The organism is Kitasatospora sp. NPDC059146 (assembly GCF_042786665.1).
In the GTDB taxonomy this organism is placed as follows: Bacteria; Actinomycetota; Actinomycetes; order Streptomycetales; family Streptomycetaceae; genus Kitasatospora.
Genome location: NZ_JBHZCY010000013.1, coordinates 83,714 through 97,985 on the forward strand (window position 1 = coordinate 83,714; position 14,272 = coordinate 97,985).

General features: G+C 72.7%; 14 protein-coding genes. 9 read left to right on the forward strand and 5 right to left on the reverse strand.

What is annotated here, in order from left to right; genetic code table 11:
* Nucleotides 1-52 precede the first annotated feature (52 nt).
* From ACFXPX_RS08540 to ACFXPX_RS08550, 3 genes are all read left to right on the forward strand, one after another.
* A complete protein-coding gene (locus ACFXPX_RS08540; protein WP_380520961.1) occupies nt 53-982 on the forward strand; it encodes a hypothetical protein in 930 nt (309 codons plus the stop codon).
* An 87-nt stretch (nt 983-1,069) separates the two neighbouring features.
* On the forward strand, nt 1,070-1,579 hold the full coding sequence (locus ACFXPX_RS08545; protein WP_380520962.1) for a hypothetical protein: 510 nt from the start codon (nt 1,070-1,072) through the stop codon (nt 1,577-1,579).
* Between the two features lie 86 nt (nt 1,580-1,665).
* Complete coding sequence (locus ACFXPX_RS08550; RefSeq protein WP_380640167.1) at nt 1,666-2,418, forward strand: peptidyl-tRNA hydrolase; 753 nt, start codon at nt 1,666-1,668, stop codon at nt 2,416-2,418.
* Between the two features lie 125 nt (nt 2,419-2,543).
* Here ACFXPX_RS08550 and ACFXPX_RS08555 read toward each other — a convergent pair whose 3' ends face one another.
* Together ACFXPX_RS08555 and ACFXPX_RS08560 are read right to left on the reverse strand one after the other, a co-directional pair.
* A complete protein-coding gene (locus ACFXPX_RS08555) occupies nt 2,544-3,662 on the reverse strand; it encodes a fatty acid desaturase family protein (RefSeq protein ID WP_380640169.1) in 1,119 nt (372 codons plus the stop codon).
* Nucleotides 3,663-3,669: 7 nt separating this feature from the next.
* Entirely contained in the window at nt 3,670-4,749 is a 1,080-nt protein-coding gene (locus ACFXPX_RS08560) for a ferredoxin reductase (RefSeq protein WP_380640171.1), read from the reverse strand.
* An 87-nt stretch (nt 4,750-4,836) separates the two neighbouring features.
* Here ACFXPX_RS08560 and ACFXPX_RS08565 point away from each other — a divergent pair, with 87 nt between their 5' ends.
* The 6 genes from ACFXPX_RS08565 (at nt 4,837) to ACFXPX_RS08590 (ending at nt 11,456) form a co-directional block, all read left to right on the forward strand.
* The gene (locus ACFXPX_RS08565; RefSeq protein WP_375890603.1) at nt 4,837-5,976 is read left to right on the forward strand and encodes a PucR family transcriptional regulator; all 1,140 of its coding nucleotides are present in this window, start codon (nt 4,837-4,839) and stop codon (nt 5,974-5,976) included.
* A 231-nt stretch (nt 5,977-6,207) separates the two neighbouring features.
* The gene (locus ACFXPX_RS08570) at nt 6,208-6,792 is read left to right on the forward strand and encodes a bacilysin biosynthesis protein BacA (RefSeq protein WP_375890601.1); all 585 of its coding nucleotides are present in this window, start codon (nt 6,208-6,210) and stop codon (nt 6,790-6,792) included.
* Nucleotides 6,789-8,117 (forward strand): DUF6421 family protein, encoded by a 1,329-nt coding sequence (locus ACFXPX_RS08575; protein WP_375890599.1) that lies wholly within the window; start codon nt 6,789-6,791, stop codon nt 8,115-8,117. The genes ACFXPX_RS08570 and ACFXPX_RS08575 overlap by 4 nt, the downstream gene beginning before the upstream one ends.
* Nucleotides 8,118-8,158: 41 nt before the next feature.
* Entirely contained in the window at nt 8,159-9,187 is a 1,029-nt protein-coding gene (locus ACFXPX_RS08580; RefSeq protein ID WP_380640173.1) for a DMT family transporter, read from the forward strand.
* Between the two features lie 71 nt (nt 9,188-9,258).
* Nucleotides 9,259-10,578 carry an ATP-grasp domain-containing protein gene (locus ACFXPX_RS08585; protein WP_380640175.1) on the forward strand — a complete coding sequence of 440 codons (1,320 nt, stop codon included), beginning with the start codon at nt 9,259-9,261 and terminating at the stop codon, nt 10,576-10,578.
* Nucleotides 10,575-11,456 carry a branched-chain amino acid aminotransferase gene (locus ACFXPX_RS08590; protein WP_375890593.1) on the forward strand — a complete coding sequence of 294 codons (882 nt, stop codon included), beginning with the start codon at nt 10,575-10,577 and terminating at the stop codon, nt 11,454-11,456. Before ACFXPX_RS08585 ends, ACFXPX_RS08590 begins: the two co-directional genes overlap by 4 nt.
* A 201-nt stretch (nt 11,457-11,657) precedes the next feature.
* Here the strand turns inward: ACFXPX_RS08590 and ACFXPX_RS08595 are convergent, their stop codons facing one another.
* The 3 genes from ACFXPX_RS08595 to ACFXPX_RS08605 form a co-directional block, all read right to left on the reverse strand.
* Nucleotides 11,658-12,404, reverse strand: coding sequence for a hypothetical protein (locus tag ACFXPX_RS08595; protein ID WP_380640177.1), 747 nt, complete (start codon nt 12,402-12,404; stop codon nt 11,658-11,660).
* An 81-nt stretch (nt 12,405-12,485) separates the two neighbouring features.
* Complete coding sequence (locus tag ACFXPX_RS08600) at nt 12,486-13,220, reverse strand: ABC transporter permease (RefSeq protein WP_380640179.1); 735 nt, start codon at nt 13,218-13,220, stop codon at nt 12,486-12,488.
* On the reverse strand, nt 13,217-14,134 hold the full coding sequence (locus ACFXPX_RS08605) for an ABC transporter ATP-binding protein (RefSeq protein ID WP_375890588.1): 918 nt from the start codon (nt 14,132-14,134) through the stop codon (nt 13,217-13,219). Before ACFXPX_RS08605 ends, ACFXPX_RS08600 begins: the two co-directional genes overlap by 4 nt.
* Nucleotides 14,135-14,272: the final 138 nt, after the last annotated feature.

Here is a 14,272-nt window from a genome sequence, read left to right on the forward strand (position 1 = left end):
GAAGCTGGTACGGACCGGTGATCGGGCGGCCGAAAAGCCGTACCGTAGCCCCATGGGCGAGCGAAGCGATCATCCGCAGGGGCCGGGCGCGGCAGAGTACTCCGGCGCGCCGGAGATCGAGGCGACGGTGGTGCTGGGCCTGCGGATCAATGACTGGCCGGCGCTGCGCGCGGCCGCGATCAGGGCCGTCGAGGAGTTGGACTTCGACGGCGTCGACCCGGCCGGCCAGCGCCGTGAACTGCTGCGCGAGGTGGCCGAGGACGCCAACGCGGCGCTCGGCGCGCTGCTCCACCCGGACCGGCTGGTGGCCGCCATTCCCGGGGTCGAGGCGATCGGCGGCACGCTGGAGATCAGCGTCACCGAGGACTTCACCCCGGACTTCGCCGAACTGTTCCCGCTGGACGGCGAGGACGAGGAAGGCGGCGCGGGCGCCGACTGGACCCTCACCCCGCGCACCGCCTGCCTGCTGCACGCCCAGCTGCTCGGCCTGGCCGATGCCGCCTACGACGACCTCGACGAGCACGGGGACGACCCGGTGGTCGACGGCGAGGACGTCGACTGGACGGTCTTCGCCCGGCTGCCGCAGCGCACTTGGCGGCTCCACCGGAACTGGCGGCGCACCATGGCGCGGGCCTTCGACGACCTGGCCGACGACCTCGCGCTCGGCGAATGGCCGCTGCCGCGCTGCCTCGCCGATGAGATCGCGCTGCGGATGGCCCTGGTGGACGCCCGGACGCTGCTGGGCTCCCAGCCCGAGTCGGTGGCCGACATGATGGGCGACCTGCCCGCCGACCTGTACGACTACGACTGGGACGGCTGCCACGACGAACTGTTCGGCGTCTTCGGGCCGGACGACGGCGACCCGGAGCTCGGCGCGGAGCAGCGCACCGAACTGCTGCTGGCCGCGACGCACCCCGAGGGCTGGTTCCTGATGTACGAGGACGCCGAGGAGCGGGACCCGCAGCGCGGCTACCGGCGCTGAGCGGGCGGCCGGGCCTGTCCGGCGGACCTTGCCGGGCGGGATGCGTCGGACCGGCCCTAGGCTGCGGGCATGTCCGATGTGTCTGATGTGTCTGATGTGTTTGGGGTGTCCGGTGTGCGCGGTGCGTCCTCGGCGGAGTCGGGTCCGGACGAGTCGGCGCTCGGCCGGATCGCGCTCGGACTGGACGGCGTGCGGGCGGCGCAGCGCGGGCGGACCGCCGAGGCGCGGGCCAGCTTCGAGGCCCTCTGGGAGGAACTGGGCGAGCGGGACGTCTTCCACCGCTGCGTCCTGGCGCACTATCTGGCCGACCTCCAGGACGATCCCCGGGCCGAACTGGAGTGGGACCGGCGGGCCCTCGCGGCCGCCGACTCGCTGACCGCCGAGCGCGCCCGGACCTACGACTCCGCGCTCCAGGTACGGGCCTTCTATCCGTCGCTGCACCTCAACCTGGCCTCCGACCACCTCAAGCTCGGGGAGCCCGACCTCGCGCGCGAACAGCTGGAACGGGCGGTCCGGAGCCTGGACGCCCTGCCGGAGGACGCCTACAGCGCCGGGATCCGGACGGCGGTGGACGAACTGCGGCAGCGACTGCGCTGAATCCGGCCGGTCGGCCGGCTCGGGGCGCGCCCCGAGGGCACGGGGGCGGGCCGGGGCGGTGGTGGCGGGGCTGGCATGCTGGACGGGTGACTTCTCCGTTCGATGACCCGGCCCCCGCTCCCGCCCCCGGCGCCGTTCCCGACCCCGAGGACCGCGACGCGCGGCCGCAGTACGTGCTGCCGCTGCTGGTCCGACTGGAGAAGGCCACGCCGCCCGGGCGCACGGACGCGCTGGAGACCTCGGCGCGGGCGGTGCTGACCCTGCTCGCCGACCCCCGGGTGACCGAGGTGGACGGGGAGTGGGCGGAGCGGGTCGCGGCCTGGGAGGACGCCCGGATCCGCAAGGTGGTCCGGCGGGCCCGGGGCGGGGAGTGGCGCCGGGCCGGGGAACTGCCCGGCATCACGGTGCGGGGGCGGGAGGCCGAGGTGCGGGTGTTCCCGCCGGTCCCGCTGGACGGCTGGCCGAAGGACCTCGCGAAGTTGCAGGTCTCCGGTACGGAGCTGGAGGAGACCGCCGAGGTCGGCGCGCCCGCGCCGGGGCTGCCGGTGCTGTGGGTCAACCCGGAGCTGGAGATGAGCGCGGGCAAGACCATGGCCCAGACCGGCCACGCGGCGCAGCTCGCCTGGTGGCGGCTGGACGAGGCGCAGCGCAAGGAGTGGGCGGAGTCGGGCTTCGCGCTCGCCGTCCGCACGGCGGAGCCGGGGGCGTGGGAGGAACTGGTCCGCAGCGAACTGCCGGTGGTCCGGGACGCGGGCTTCACGGAGATCGCCCCCGGGCCGACCGTCGTTTTCGAAGGCGGCGAGCGCTACTGCCCCACCCTGCGCCTTCGGCGCCCGTGAACGCGGCACGCTGACCCCGCCACGGGATGTCGTCACCCGGGGTACCGAGTCCGGGGCACCGAGCCCGGGAGACGAATCCGGGGAACCGAGCTCGGGGCACCGAATCCGGGGAACCGGTACCGGGATCAGGCCGTGACGAGTTCCTTCCCGCGGTCCGGCGTCCTGGCCTTGGGCTTCCGGTTCGGCAGCGAGAGCCGGAAGACCTTGCGCCACGCGGAGAACACCTGCTTGGGCAGCGGCCCGGTGACGTACTCCAGCTCGTACTTCTCGAACAGGGCGCGCACCTTCACCGCGACCTCGGCGTACCGGTTGCTCGGCAGGTCGGGGAACAGGTGGTGCTCGATCTGGTGGGACAGGTTGCCGCTCATGAAGTGCATGGCCCTGCTGCCGCTGATGTTCGCCGAGCCCATCATCTGGCGCAGGTACCACTGGCCGCGCGTCTCGCCGTTGATCGACTGCCGCTCGAAGACCTGTACGCCCTCGGGGAAGTGCCCGCACATGATCACCGAGTGGGTCCAGATGTTGCGGACCAGGTTCGCGGTGAACGTGGCGGCGAGCGTGGTGAGGAACGACGGGCCCGACAGCAGCGGGTGGATCACGTAGTCCTTGAGCACCTGCTTGCGGATCTTGCGGCCCACGGCCCTGGCCCGCGCGCGGAACTCCGGGTTCCTGCGGCGGTCCTTGCGCAGGTTCTTGCCGAGCTCCAGGTCGTACGCCGCGATGCCGTACTCGAAGAAGCAGGCGTTGACGAGGTTCCACAGCGGCTGGCCGAGGTGGAACGGGTGCCACTTCTGGTCCTCGTCGACGCGCATGATGCCGTAGCCGAGGTCGTTGTCCTTGCCGATCACGTTGGTGTACGTGTGGTGCAGCTCGTTGTGCGAGTGCTTCCACTGGTCGGACGGCGAGACGTGGTCCCACTCCCAGGTGGTGGAGTGGATCTTCGGGTCCCGCATCCAGTCCCACTGGCCGTGCAGGACGTTGTGGCCGATCTCCATGTTGTCCATGATCTTCGCCACCGACAGGCCGGCGGTGCCCAGCACCCACGCGGGCGGGAAGATCGAGAACAGCAGCACGCCCCTGCTGGCCAGTTCGAGCTTGCGCTGCGTCGAGATGACCTTGCGGATGTAGGCGGCGTCCTTCTCGCCGCGGTCGGCGATCACCTCGTCGCGGATCGCGTCCAGCTCGCGGCCGAGCTCCTCGATCTGCTCCGCGGTCAGGTGGGCGGTGGGGTCGATGGCGGTCAAGGTGCGTCTACCGTTCGATGTCGCAGGGGCCCGCCGCGGCGGACACGCAGGTCTGGATGAGGACGCCCGGCTCGGCCTCGGTGATCTCGCCGGTGCGCAGGTCGCGGACGGCGCCCGCCTTGAGCGGCGTGACGCAGCCGAAGCAGATGCCCATGCGGCACCCGGAGGGCATGAGCACACCGGCCTCCTCGCCGACGTCCAGCAGCGGCGTGGCGCCGTCCGCCTCGACGGTCCTGCCGGTGGTGCTGAACGTGACCTCGCCACCGCCACCGCCACTGCCACCGTCATCGTTGCCGGAGACGGCGACGCGGGGGCGGAAGCGTTCGGTGTGCAGGCGCTCCCGGACGCCCTGCTCGCTCCAGTGCCGCTCCGCGGCGTCGAGCAGGCCCGCGGGGCCGCAGGCCCATGTCTCGCGCTCGGCCCAGTCGGGCACGAGCTCACCGAGACGGGCGATGTCGAGTGTGCCGTCCGTGGCGGTGTGCACCTCGGTGAGGCGCAGCTTCCCGTCCGCGACCAGGCCGTGCAGTTCGTCGCGGAAGATCACGTCCTGCGGCCGCGGCGCGCAGTGGACCATGACGACGTCGTCCAACTCGATGTCGCGCAGCATGCCCATCACGGGCGTGATGCCGCTGCCGGCCGTCAGGTAGAGCACCTTGGCGGGCCTGGTGGGCGGCAGGACGAAGTCACCGGTCGGCTGGTCGAGCTGGACCAGCGTGCCCGGTGCCACCCCACGGACCAGGTGGTTGCTGACCTTGCCGTCCGGGATCGCCTTCACGGTGATCGTGATGCGGCCGTCCCGGCGGTTCGTCGGTGAGGTGACGGAGTAGGCGCGCCACAGGCGCCTCCCGTCGACGTCGACCCCGATCCGCACGTACTGACCGGCCGTGTGGCCGCGCCAGCCCCGGCCCGGCCTGATCACGACGGTCGCGGCGTCACCCGTCTCGGGGTGCACGGCCTCGATGCGCCCCCGCAGGTCGGCGCCCGCACGCAGCGGGCTGACCAGGTCGAGGTAGTCCGACGGCAGCAGTGGCGTCGTGACCATCTCCAGCAGTTTCCAGGCCCTGCTGCGGAGGGCTGCACTCGTCATGACTCCAGCTTGCTGCGCCCGAGGGCGTAAAGTCCTGACCGCAGGACGTAAATCTGGCCGGTAGAATTGTTCGTAGGGAACAAGAACGTGAGCCATGCCATCCGGAGGGCCAGCGAGCTGGCCCTGGACGGGACGACGGTCGCCGCGCTCCGGGCCGCGCTGACGGCCACCGCCGACGAGGTCGTCCAGGCGATCATCGACGAGGTCCCTCCGTACGCCAACGCCCTCTCGGGCCGCATGGGCGGCACCATCCGCCGGGCCGTCCGCACCGCCCTGGGGCACTACCTGGACCTCGCGAGCGGGAACGCCACGGGCGGCGACGCCGGTGACGCGGCCTACGAGCTGGGCCGCGGCGAGGTGCGCGACGGCCGTTCGATGGACGCCCTGCTCAGCGCCTACCGCGTCGGCGCCCGGGTGGCCTGGCGGTGCCTGGCGGCGGGTGCCGTACCCGCGGGTCTGCCCGCCGCCGAGGTCGCCAAGTTCGCCGAACTGACCTTCGCCTACATCGACGAGCTCTCCGCCGCGAGCGCCGCGGGCCATGCCGACGAACTGGCCGCCCGGGGCCGGGCCCAGGAGCGCCACCTGGAACACCTGGCCCGCGACCTCCTCGCCGGCGCGAGCCCGGACGTGCTGCTGGCCGCCGTTCAACGGGCCGGGTGGCAGCCTCCGGGTTCGCTGACCGCGGTCCTGCTGCCCGCCGCACAGGCCCGGCCCGCCTACCGCACGCTCGACCCGGGCACCCTCGTCCTCGACGATCTGCCCGATGCCACCGGTGTGCTGCTCGTCCCCGACGCCGACCGGTCGCACCTCCTGCGGCAGTTGGCCGACCGCACCGCCGTGGTCGGCCCGGCCCGGCCCTGGATCCGTGCGTCCGCCTCGTACGCCCGAGCCGTGCGCGCGCGCTCCCTCTCCGCCGACATCCGCGACACCGAGGACCACCTGCCCGAACTGGTGCTGAGCGCCGACGCGGACGCGTTCGCGGACCTGCGTGCCCGGGCCCTCGCGCCGTTGCGGCCCCTGCCCGCCGCGACCGCACGGCGGTTGGAGGAGACGCTGCGGGCGTGGCTGCTGCACCAGGGCAGGCGGGACGAGGTGGCGGCGGTGCTGTTCGTCCATCCTCAGACGGTCCGGTACCGGATGTCGCAGCTGCGGGAGCTGTTCCCGGATCTCGCGTCACCGGACCGGGTCCTCGAACTGACCCTGGCGTTGGGCCTGCGGGTCGGCTGACGCCCACTTGGACCACAACGGCACGCGGGAGAACGGCGGTTGCGCGGCACGGGGAGTCCCGGTCGCGGGCCGTCCGGTCGGCGGTGGCCGGGAGCGGGCAGCGCGAGCCCGCCATCCGAGATCACATCTGCAGTCACTTGATCACTTTCAGCGGGCATGTTCTCCTAGCGGAGGCCTTCCGGAACCACCCGGTACGGTCGCCGTGTTCTTTCTTTGGGGGAGGGGGAGCCGATGAGGCATGCCCAAAACGGGGCGGACGTCGACGAGGTCCGGCACCTGCACACGCTCGGTCCGAGCGGCACCAATCTGCAAGCAGCGTCCCACGAGTGGCTGCGCCGCCGGGGAGTCCGGGGGACGGTGGAGCTGCACTCGTCCATCGAGTCCGCGCTCGACGCCGTACCGGACGACGGACGGCACGCGTTGGTCGCCTGCGCGGTCTACCCGGCGCTGCACACCCTGGTGTTCGGGAACCTGCACCGCCTGCACATGGTCGACAGCTTCATCATGCCGACGCACAACATGGTGCTCGCCACCAACGGGGTCGACGCGCCCGCCACCGTCGCCTCGCACCCGGCGCCGACGGGTCTCGTGCCCGACGGCACGGAGATCCGGGAGGTCCTGAGCAACTCCCGGGCGGCCATCGAGTGCGCCGAGGGCCGCGTCGAGGGCTGCATCACCACCATCGTCGCGGCCGAGGACCAAGGGCTGCGCGTGGTGCGGGACTTCGGCCCCGTACCCATGGTGTTCACGGTCCATCAGGTGCTGGCGGTCGGTGCCGGGGACGAGCGGCGGATCCCGGTGGGAGCGGCCCTGTGACCACCGCGACCGCACCCGTCCCCGCGAACCTGCTCGCCGACGCCGACGAACTGGCCGGCTCCCTCATCCCGGAGGTCGACCGCTTCCGGGCGCGTCAGGCGGACGACGGCACCGTCCCCGACGCGACCGCGGAGGACCGCGCGCTGCTCGGCCGCATCCGCGACGAGGCCTGCGCCTGGTACGCGCGGCGCGGACAGGACGACCAGGCGGCCGCGCTGGCCGCCGACGTCGACGGCTGGCTCGCGGCCGGCCTCGACACCAAGCCGCACTTCGCCCGCTCGCGGGACGCCCTGCGGGTGCCCGAGGACGGTTCGGCCGTCTTCTTCCTCGCACCGCTGCAGAGCACCAACAGCGCGCCGCCCGTGGGCAAGCGGCTGGACTGCTTCTTCGCGCTGCGCAAGGAGCCCGCCGCGCTGCCGGAGCTGGCCGGGTCGTACCCGCATCCCAAGAACAACTGTCAGTCGCTCATCCTGATCACCGGCAGCGCGGGCTTCCGGCAGGGCAACTGCCTGGTGTTCTTCCCGGAGAACGTGGCCGCTCACGACAAGATCACCGAGCAGCCGTACGCCATGTTCTTCTACAACAAGATGCGGAAGATCCACGAGACCTACGCGCTCCGCGGCGCGGAGGCCGTCCTGACCCCGGAGTCCCTGCCCCGCGCGTCCACGGGCCTGGACGCCGACGTGTGCTTCGAGGCCCGCGCCATCTGGGGCTACCTGCACGACTCGATGCACTACCAGGGCCTCTGGCCGTTCGACCAGCACATCTCGCTGAAGATGAACTGGTTCGTCGGCCTGCTGGAGGAGATCAAGGTCGACGCCAAGACCGTGCTGGCCTGCGCGGACAGCGGTGTCGTCCCGTTCGCGGCCGAACAGGTCGACATGATCCTGCTGGAGCGGGTCTTCCGCTACCCGCAGGCGGACGACGCCACCCGCAACTTCGACTCCGGCACCGGGGTGTTCATCTACTCCTGGCTGCGCGAGCACGGTGCGCTGACCGGCTCCCCGGACGACGGCGGACTGCTGCACTTCGACCGGGCCAAGGCCCTCGACGCGCTGCGGGAATTCGTCGCCACGGTCGAGGAGTTGGAGGCCGCCGTCACTACCGACGACGAGTACCGCTCGGCGGCCAAGGAGCTGGTCCGCAGGTACCTTCCCGAGCCCGAGTCCGTCGCGGCTGGTGCCGGTGGTGCTGCCGCTGCTGGTACCGGTGCCGGTGGGGCACGGCAGCGGTACGCCTTCACCGAGGACCAGCGGGTCCTGCTGCGCGCCAAGCAGGGGCTGGACCGGATGCCTGCCTTGGAGTTCGAGCGGGCGGAATGGTGACGGGCGCGCCCCTGCGCCCCCGCCGGGGCGGACGCCTCGTGGTGCCCGCCCTCTCGGCACTGATGATCGCCCTGCTGGCCGCCGGCTGGCTGCTCGCCGGGCGGCTGGTCGACGGCGTTCCCCCACTGGCGGTGGCGGCCGGGCGGACGGCGGCCAGCTTCGTGGTCATCACCGTCATCGCCCTGCTGTACCCGCGGTCGCGGTCCGACGTCCGGGCCGCGACCGCCCGCCGCGGAACCGTCGTGCTCCTGGCCTTCCTCGGCTTCTTCGCGTACTACTCCGGAACGCTGCTCGGGACCGGCTTCATCGGAGCCTCCCGGGTCGGCCTGATCGTCTCCCTGCTGCCCTGCATCACCTTCGTGATCGGGGTCGCCGCCTTCCGCGAGCCCTCCTCGCCGCGCAAGGTCCTGGGCACGGTGCTGGCCGTCGTCGCGGCCTGCGGGTACGCCCTCGCCGACGGCTCCGCGGCCGCCGGTGCGGGCTCAGGGGCGGGCGGCGGCGCCCTCGCGGGCGGGAGCCTGCTGGCGCTCGGCGGCACCTTCACGTACGCGGTGTACGGCTACGTCTACCGGCGGCGGATGGCGGACCTGACCCCGGTCGCGGCCCTGCCCGCCGTCACCGGGGCGGGCACGGTCATGCTGGGGCTGGCGGTCGCCCTGTTCGTCCCGCTCGGCGGTGTCTCCCCGGCCGACTGGGGCGGCATCGCGGTCCTCGGCGCGGTCCTCACCGCCCCGGTCTTCCTCATCTCGCACGAACTCATCCTGCGCAAGGGGCCGTTGTTCACCTCCGCGCTCGCGCTCGTGGTGCCGTTCCTGGTGCGCCTGGGGGAGTGGGCCCTGGGCCGGGAGGCCGCGCCCGGACCGCTCGTGATCCTGCTGCTCCTGCTGTGCGGGGGCGGCGTGTGGCTCACCATCGGCGGTGCCCGCCCGGCCGGGCGCGCCACGGCCGAGGCGGTCGAGGTGGTCGAGGTGGACCCTGCGGCGGAGGCGGCCCCCGCAGCCGCCGCGGCCCCGGACGGGACGCACACCGGGCAGGGGACCGAAGTGCCCGCCCGGCAGGGGACATCGTGACGGCGAAGGACCTCGTGACGGCAGAACACCTCGTGGCGGCAGAAGGCCTCGTGACCGCAAAGGACCCCGTGATGACAGCGGACAGCCCCAGGCCCACCCTCGTACTGGTCTACCAGCGCACCTCGCTCCCCTGGGTCTTCGAGAGCGCCCAACGGGCCGGGATCGACCTCGTGCTGGTGCCCCGGCCCGACGAAGCGGTGTCCGCGGACCAGTTGCCGCCGGCCGTGGTCGACCTCCTGCGGCTGGACGTCGAAGGCGACCCGGCCGGTGCACTGGACGCCCTGCGGCGACGGCACGAGGCGAACGCCTTCCAGGGCGTCGTCACCCTCTACGACCCCGCCGTGCCGTTCGTCGCCGAAGCCGCCGAGCTGCTCGGACTCCCCGGAATCGGCCGCGACGCGGCGCTCGGCGCGCAGGACAAGCGCGTCATGAGGGAGCGTCTGGCCGCTGCCGGCCTCAACGTGCCGGGCTTCGTCCGGCTGGACGACCCGGCCGACTGGGAGAAGGCGGCGCGCCTGGCCTTCCCCGTCGTGGTGAAGCCCGCCCACGGCTTCTCCAGCCTCGGCGTCACCAAGGCGGAGACCCCGCAGAGCCTCAAGAGCGTCGTGGACGAGGTGTGGCAGACCTCCGCGAACAAGCTCGGCCGCACGGACGGCCTGGTGGTCGAGGAGTACCTGGACGGCCCCGAGTTCGCCGTCGAGTCCCTCGCCCACGGCGGAGACGTGCGGGTCCTGGCCATCGGCTACAAGGGCGACCCCCAGGGGCCGCACTTCGAGGAGGGCGTCTACCGGGCACCGGCCGCCCTGCCCGACGCCGTGCAGGAGTCCGTCCGGCGCGAGGTGGTCGCCGCGCACCGGGCCCTCGGCATCACCGACGGGCCCACCCACACGGAACTGCGCCTGCGCGGCGGCGAGACGCCGTACCTGCTGGAGATGGGAGCCCGGATCGGGGGCTCCGGTGTGTCCCACTACATCGCCTCCGGGGTGACCGGCATCGACTTCGCCGCCCAGGCACTGCGGATCGCCGCCGGCACCGCCACCGAACCCCTGGGCTCCGGCCCGTCGCCGACACCCGTGGCGGCCGCGGCCAACTACATCGTCCCCTGCGGCGGTTCCGGACGGATCACCGCGATCCACGGCCTGGCCGAACTGCGCGACGACCCCAGGGTCGACCACGTCGTGCAGATGCTCTTCCCCGGGGACGTCGTGCGGCCCTACCCGGATTTCACCGGCTACCCGGCGTTCGTGCTGTCCCGCCACGCGGACACCGCCGAGGCCGAGGAGTTCCACCGGTTCCTGGAACAGTCCATCCGCATCGACTACACCGATGACACCGTCGACACCGACGACACCGTCGACACCGACGACACCGACCACGAGGGGCAGGCGTGACCACCGTTCCGTTCGACGACCGCGACGGCGTGATCTGGCTGGACGGGGCGTTCGTGCCGTGGCGCGACGCCCAACTGCACGTCCTCTCCCATGGCCTGCACTACGGCGGCGGCATCTTCGAGGGCATCCGCGTGTACGACGGGCGGCCGTTCAAGTCCGCCGAGCACTTCGAGCGCCTCCACACCTCGGCGGGGGAGCTGAACTTCCGTATCCCCTTCACCCCTGCGGAACTCGACGCCGCGATGCAGGAGACCATCCGGCACCAGGGGATCGTCGACGGGTACGTCAGGCCGGTGGCCTGGCGGGGCAGCGAGCAGATCAGCGTGTCCGGGGCGGGGACGTCCGTCCACGTCGCGATCGCCGCCTGGGAGTGGCCGCACGTGTTCTCCGGCGACGCGCAGAGCCGCGGCATCCGGCTGCGCACGTCCCGGTGGCGGCGGCCGTCCCCCGACACCGCGCCGGTACGGGCGAAGGCGGCGTCGCTGTACAACATCTGCACCCTCGCCCGCGACGAGGCGGAGGCGGCCGGATGCGACGACGCCCTGCTCCTGGACCACCGCGGGTACCTGGCGGAGGCCACCGGGGCCAACCTCTTCCTGGTGATCGACGGGGCCCTGCACACGCCGACCGCGGACACCTTCCTCGACGGCATCACCCGGCAGACCGTCCTGGCCCTCGCCCGGGAGCTGGGGATCCCCGTCCACGAGAGGCACATCCAGCCCGAGGAACTGCCGGGCGCCGACGAGGTCTTCCTCACCGGCACGGCCTACGAGGTGCAGCCGGTGTCCGGCGTGGACGGCCACTCCTTCGAGGTCGGCAGCATCACCACGACCCTGTCCAAGGCGTACGCCGGGCTGACCCGCCCGGGCGCGGGGTGACGGGGTGACGGGGTGGCGGGGTGGCGGTTCGGCGGGGTGATGGTTCGGCGGGCGGCTGACCGGGAACAGGCGACGGCGAACAGATGACAGAAAACAGATAACAGCGAACAGACTTCGAAATCTGTTCGCTGTTATCTGTCATCTGTTTTCTGTCACTTGTCAGCTGTCACTCGTCAGCTGTCACGGGTCGGCTCTCGGCGGTCACCCGCCCGAGGCCTGGTGCCGCCGCATCGCCCGTAGCCCGCCGTAGACGGCCGCGGCCGTCCAGAGCGCCATGATCAGCAGTCCGGTCCAGTGTCCGTAGTGGATGCCGGGTTCGGTCCGGGTGCGCATCGCGTACAGGCCGCCCCGGTCGGGCAGGAACTGTCCGACCTCGCGGACGCCGGGGATCGCGCCCAGCCAGGTGGTGCCGAGGAACACCATCGGGGTGAGCAGGCCGAGCGCGGCGCTGAAGTTGCCCAGCATCGCGGTCAGTCCGAGGCAGAGCAGCACCATCAGCGGGTGGTAGAGCACCCCCGCCACGAAGCTGCGGGTCAGGCCCGGGGTCGACAGGTCCAGGTCCGCGGTGGCGCGGACGGAGAGGAAGCAACTGGTCGTCGAGACCAGGCCGAGCAGCAGGCCCAGCCCGGCGCCGAGCGCGAGCTTGGCGCCGTACAGCCGGCCGCGTCGGGGCACCGCCGTGAGCGAGGTGCCGAGCATCCGGGTGTTGAACTCCTGCCCGATCAGCAGGATTCCGAGGCAGGCCACGGCGACGTGGCCGAACAGCAGCCCGAAGTAGATCATGTCGGCCGGGTCCTTGCCGGAGCCCGGCGCCGGGGGGCCCTCGCTGGCGCCGACGGCCGCGGTGATGCCGACGGTCAGTGCCAGGGCGGTGAGCGGTGCCGCCCACTGCGAGGGCAGGGTCGTGAACTTGATGCGTTCGGCCCGTAGGGCGTTGCCGAAGGCCATCGCCGTCTCTCTTTCGTCCAGGGGTACTCGGGGCGGTGCCGGTTCCGCGGCCGGTACGCGGTTTCGCGGCCGGTGCCCGGTTCAGCGGCCGGTGCGTTGCAGGGCCCGCAGTCCGCCGTACGCCGCCAGGGCCGTCCAGAGCGCCATGACGATCAGCCCGGTCCAGTGCCCGTACCCGGTCTGCGGGTCGTCGGCGTAGCGCAGCGCGTACTGGCCGGCCCGGTCGGGCAGGAACTGGACGACGTTCCGTACCCCCGGCACCCCGGAGAGCAGGGGCGAGAGCAGGAAGACGGTCGGGGTCAGCAGGCCCAACGCGGCTGTGAGGTTGCCGAGTTGAGCGGTCACCCCGAGGCAGAGCACCGCCAGCAGCGCCGGGTAGAGCACTCCGGCTGTGGCCGCGCGGGCGAAGCCCGGTCCGTGCCACTCGGCGGGGACGGTGGCCGCGTACCCGGCGAAGGCGCCCGCGGTGCCGACCGCGCCCACGCCGAGGCCGACCAGGGCGCCCAACGCCAGCTTGGCGCCGTACAGTCGGCCGCGTCGGGGGACGGCGGCGAGCGAGACGTCGAGCATCCGGGTGTTGAACTCCTGGCCCATCAGCAGGACTCCGAAGGAGACCAGCGCGGCCTGGCCGAAGTTGAGCCCGTAGAAGATGCCGACGCCCGGGTCGTCGGTGATGTTGTGGTCGGCGTCGCCGAGCGCCGCGCCGACGGCCGTGGTGACACCGGCGGTGAGCAGGACGGCGATCAGCGGCGGGAGCCAGAGCGAGCGGAGGGTGGTGAGCTTGATCCGCTCGGCGCGCAGGGCGGTGAGGTTCATGCGGAGGCCTCCGCGCGGTACTCGACGCTGTCGGCGGTCATCCGCATGAACGCCTCCTCCAGGGAGTCCTGTTGGACCGCGATCTCGTACAGCACCACGCCGTTGGCGGCGGCGAGCGCCGCGATCCGCTCGGGCTCGGCGCCGGTCACCTCCCAGGCCCCGTCGGCGACTTCGGTCGCGTCGAGGCCATGGTCGCCGGTGCCGAACAGGGCGGCCAGCTTGGTCGGGTCGACGGCCCGCACCCGGATCCGGGGCCGGCCGTGGCGGTCGATGAACTCGGCGGTGGCGGCGTCCGCGAGCAGCCGGCCGCGCCCGATCACCACCAAGTGGTCGGCGGTGAGCGCCATTTCGGTCATCAGGTGGGAGGAGACCAGCACCGCCCGGCCCTCGGCGGCCAGGTCGCGCAGCAGGGTGCGGATCCAGCGGATGCCCTCCGGGTCCAGGCCGTTGACCGGCTCGTCCAGCAGCAGCACCGGCGGATCGCCGAGCAGCGCGGCGGCCACCCCGAGGCGCTGGCGCATGCCGAGCGAGAAGCCCCGGACCCGCCGCCGCGCGGCCTCGGCCAGCCCGACCTGGGCGAGCACCTCGCCGACCCGTCGCTCCGACAGGCCGTTGCTCGCGGCGAGCCAGCGCAGGTGGCCCTGCGCCGTGCGGCCGCCGTGCAGCGCCTGGGCGTCCAGCAGCGCGCCCACCTGCCGCAGTGGCTGGGCGAGTTCGGCGTACGGGCGGCCGCCGACCAGGGCGCGCCCGGCGGTGGGGCGGTCCAGGCCGAGGATCAACCGCATGGTGGTGCTCTTCCCGGCGCCGTTCGGGCCGAGGAAGCCGGTCACCACGCCGGGCCGGACCTCGAAGGACAACTCGTCGACGACCCGTCGTCCGTCGTACTCCTTGGTCAGGCCCTGGATCTCGATCACGGCCGTCTCCCTCCTCGCAGGTGCTCACCGTCGCTCTCCCCGGACGGTGGTTCCATTCGACCGGAGGGGTGGTCCGGGCGGATCCCGCCGCGGCGGGGATCCGCCTCCCTCCCGGGAGGGAGGGGCGCGGCGGCCCCG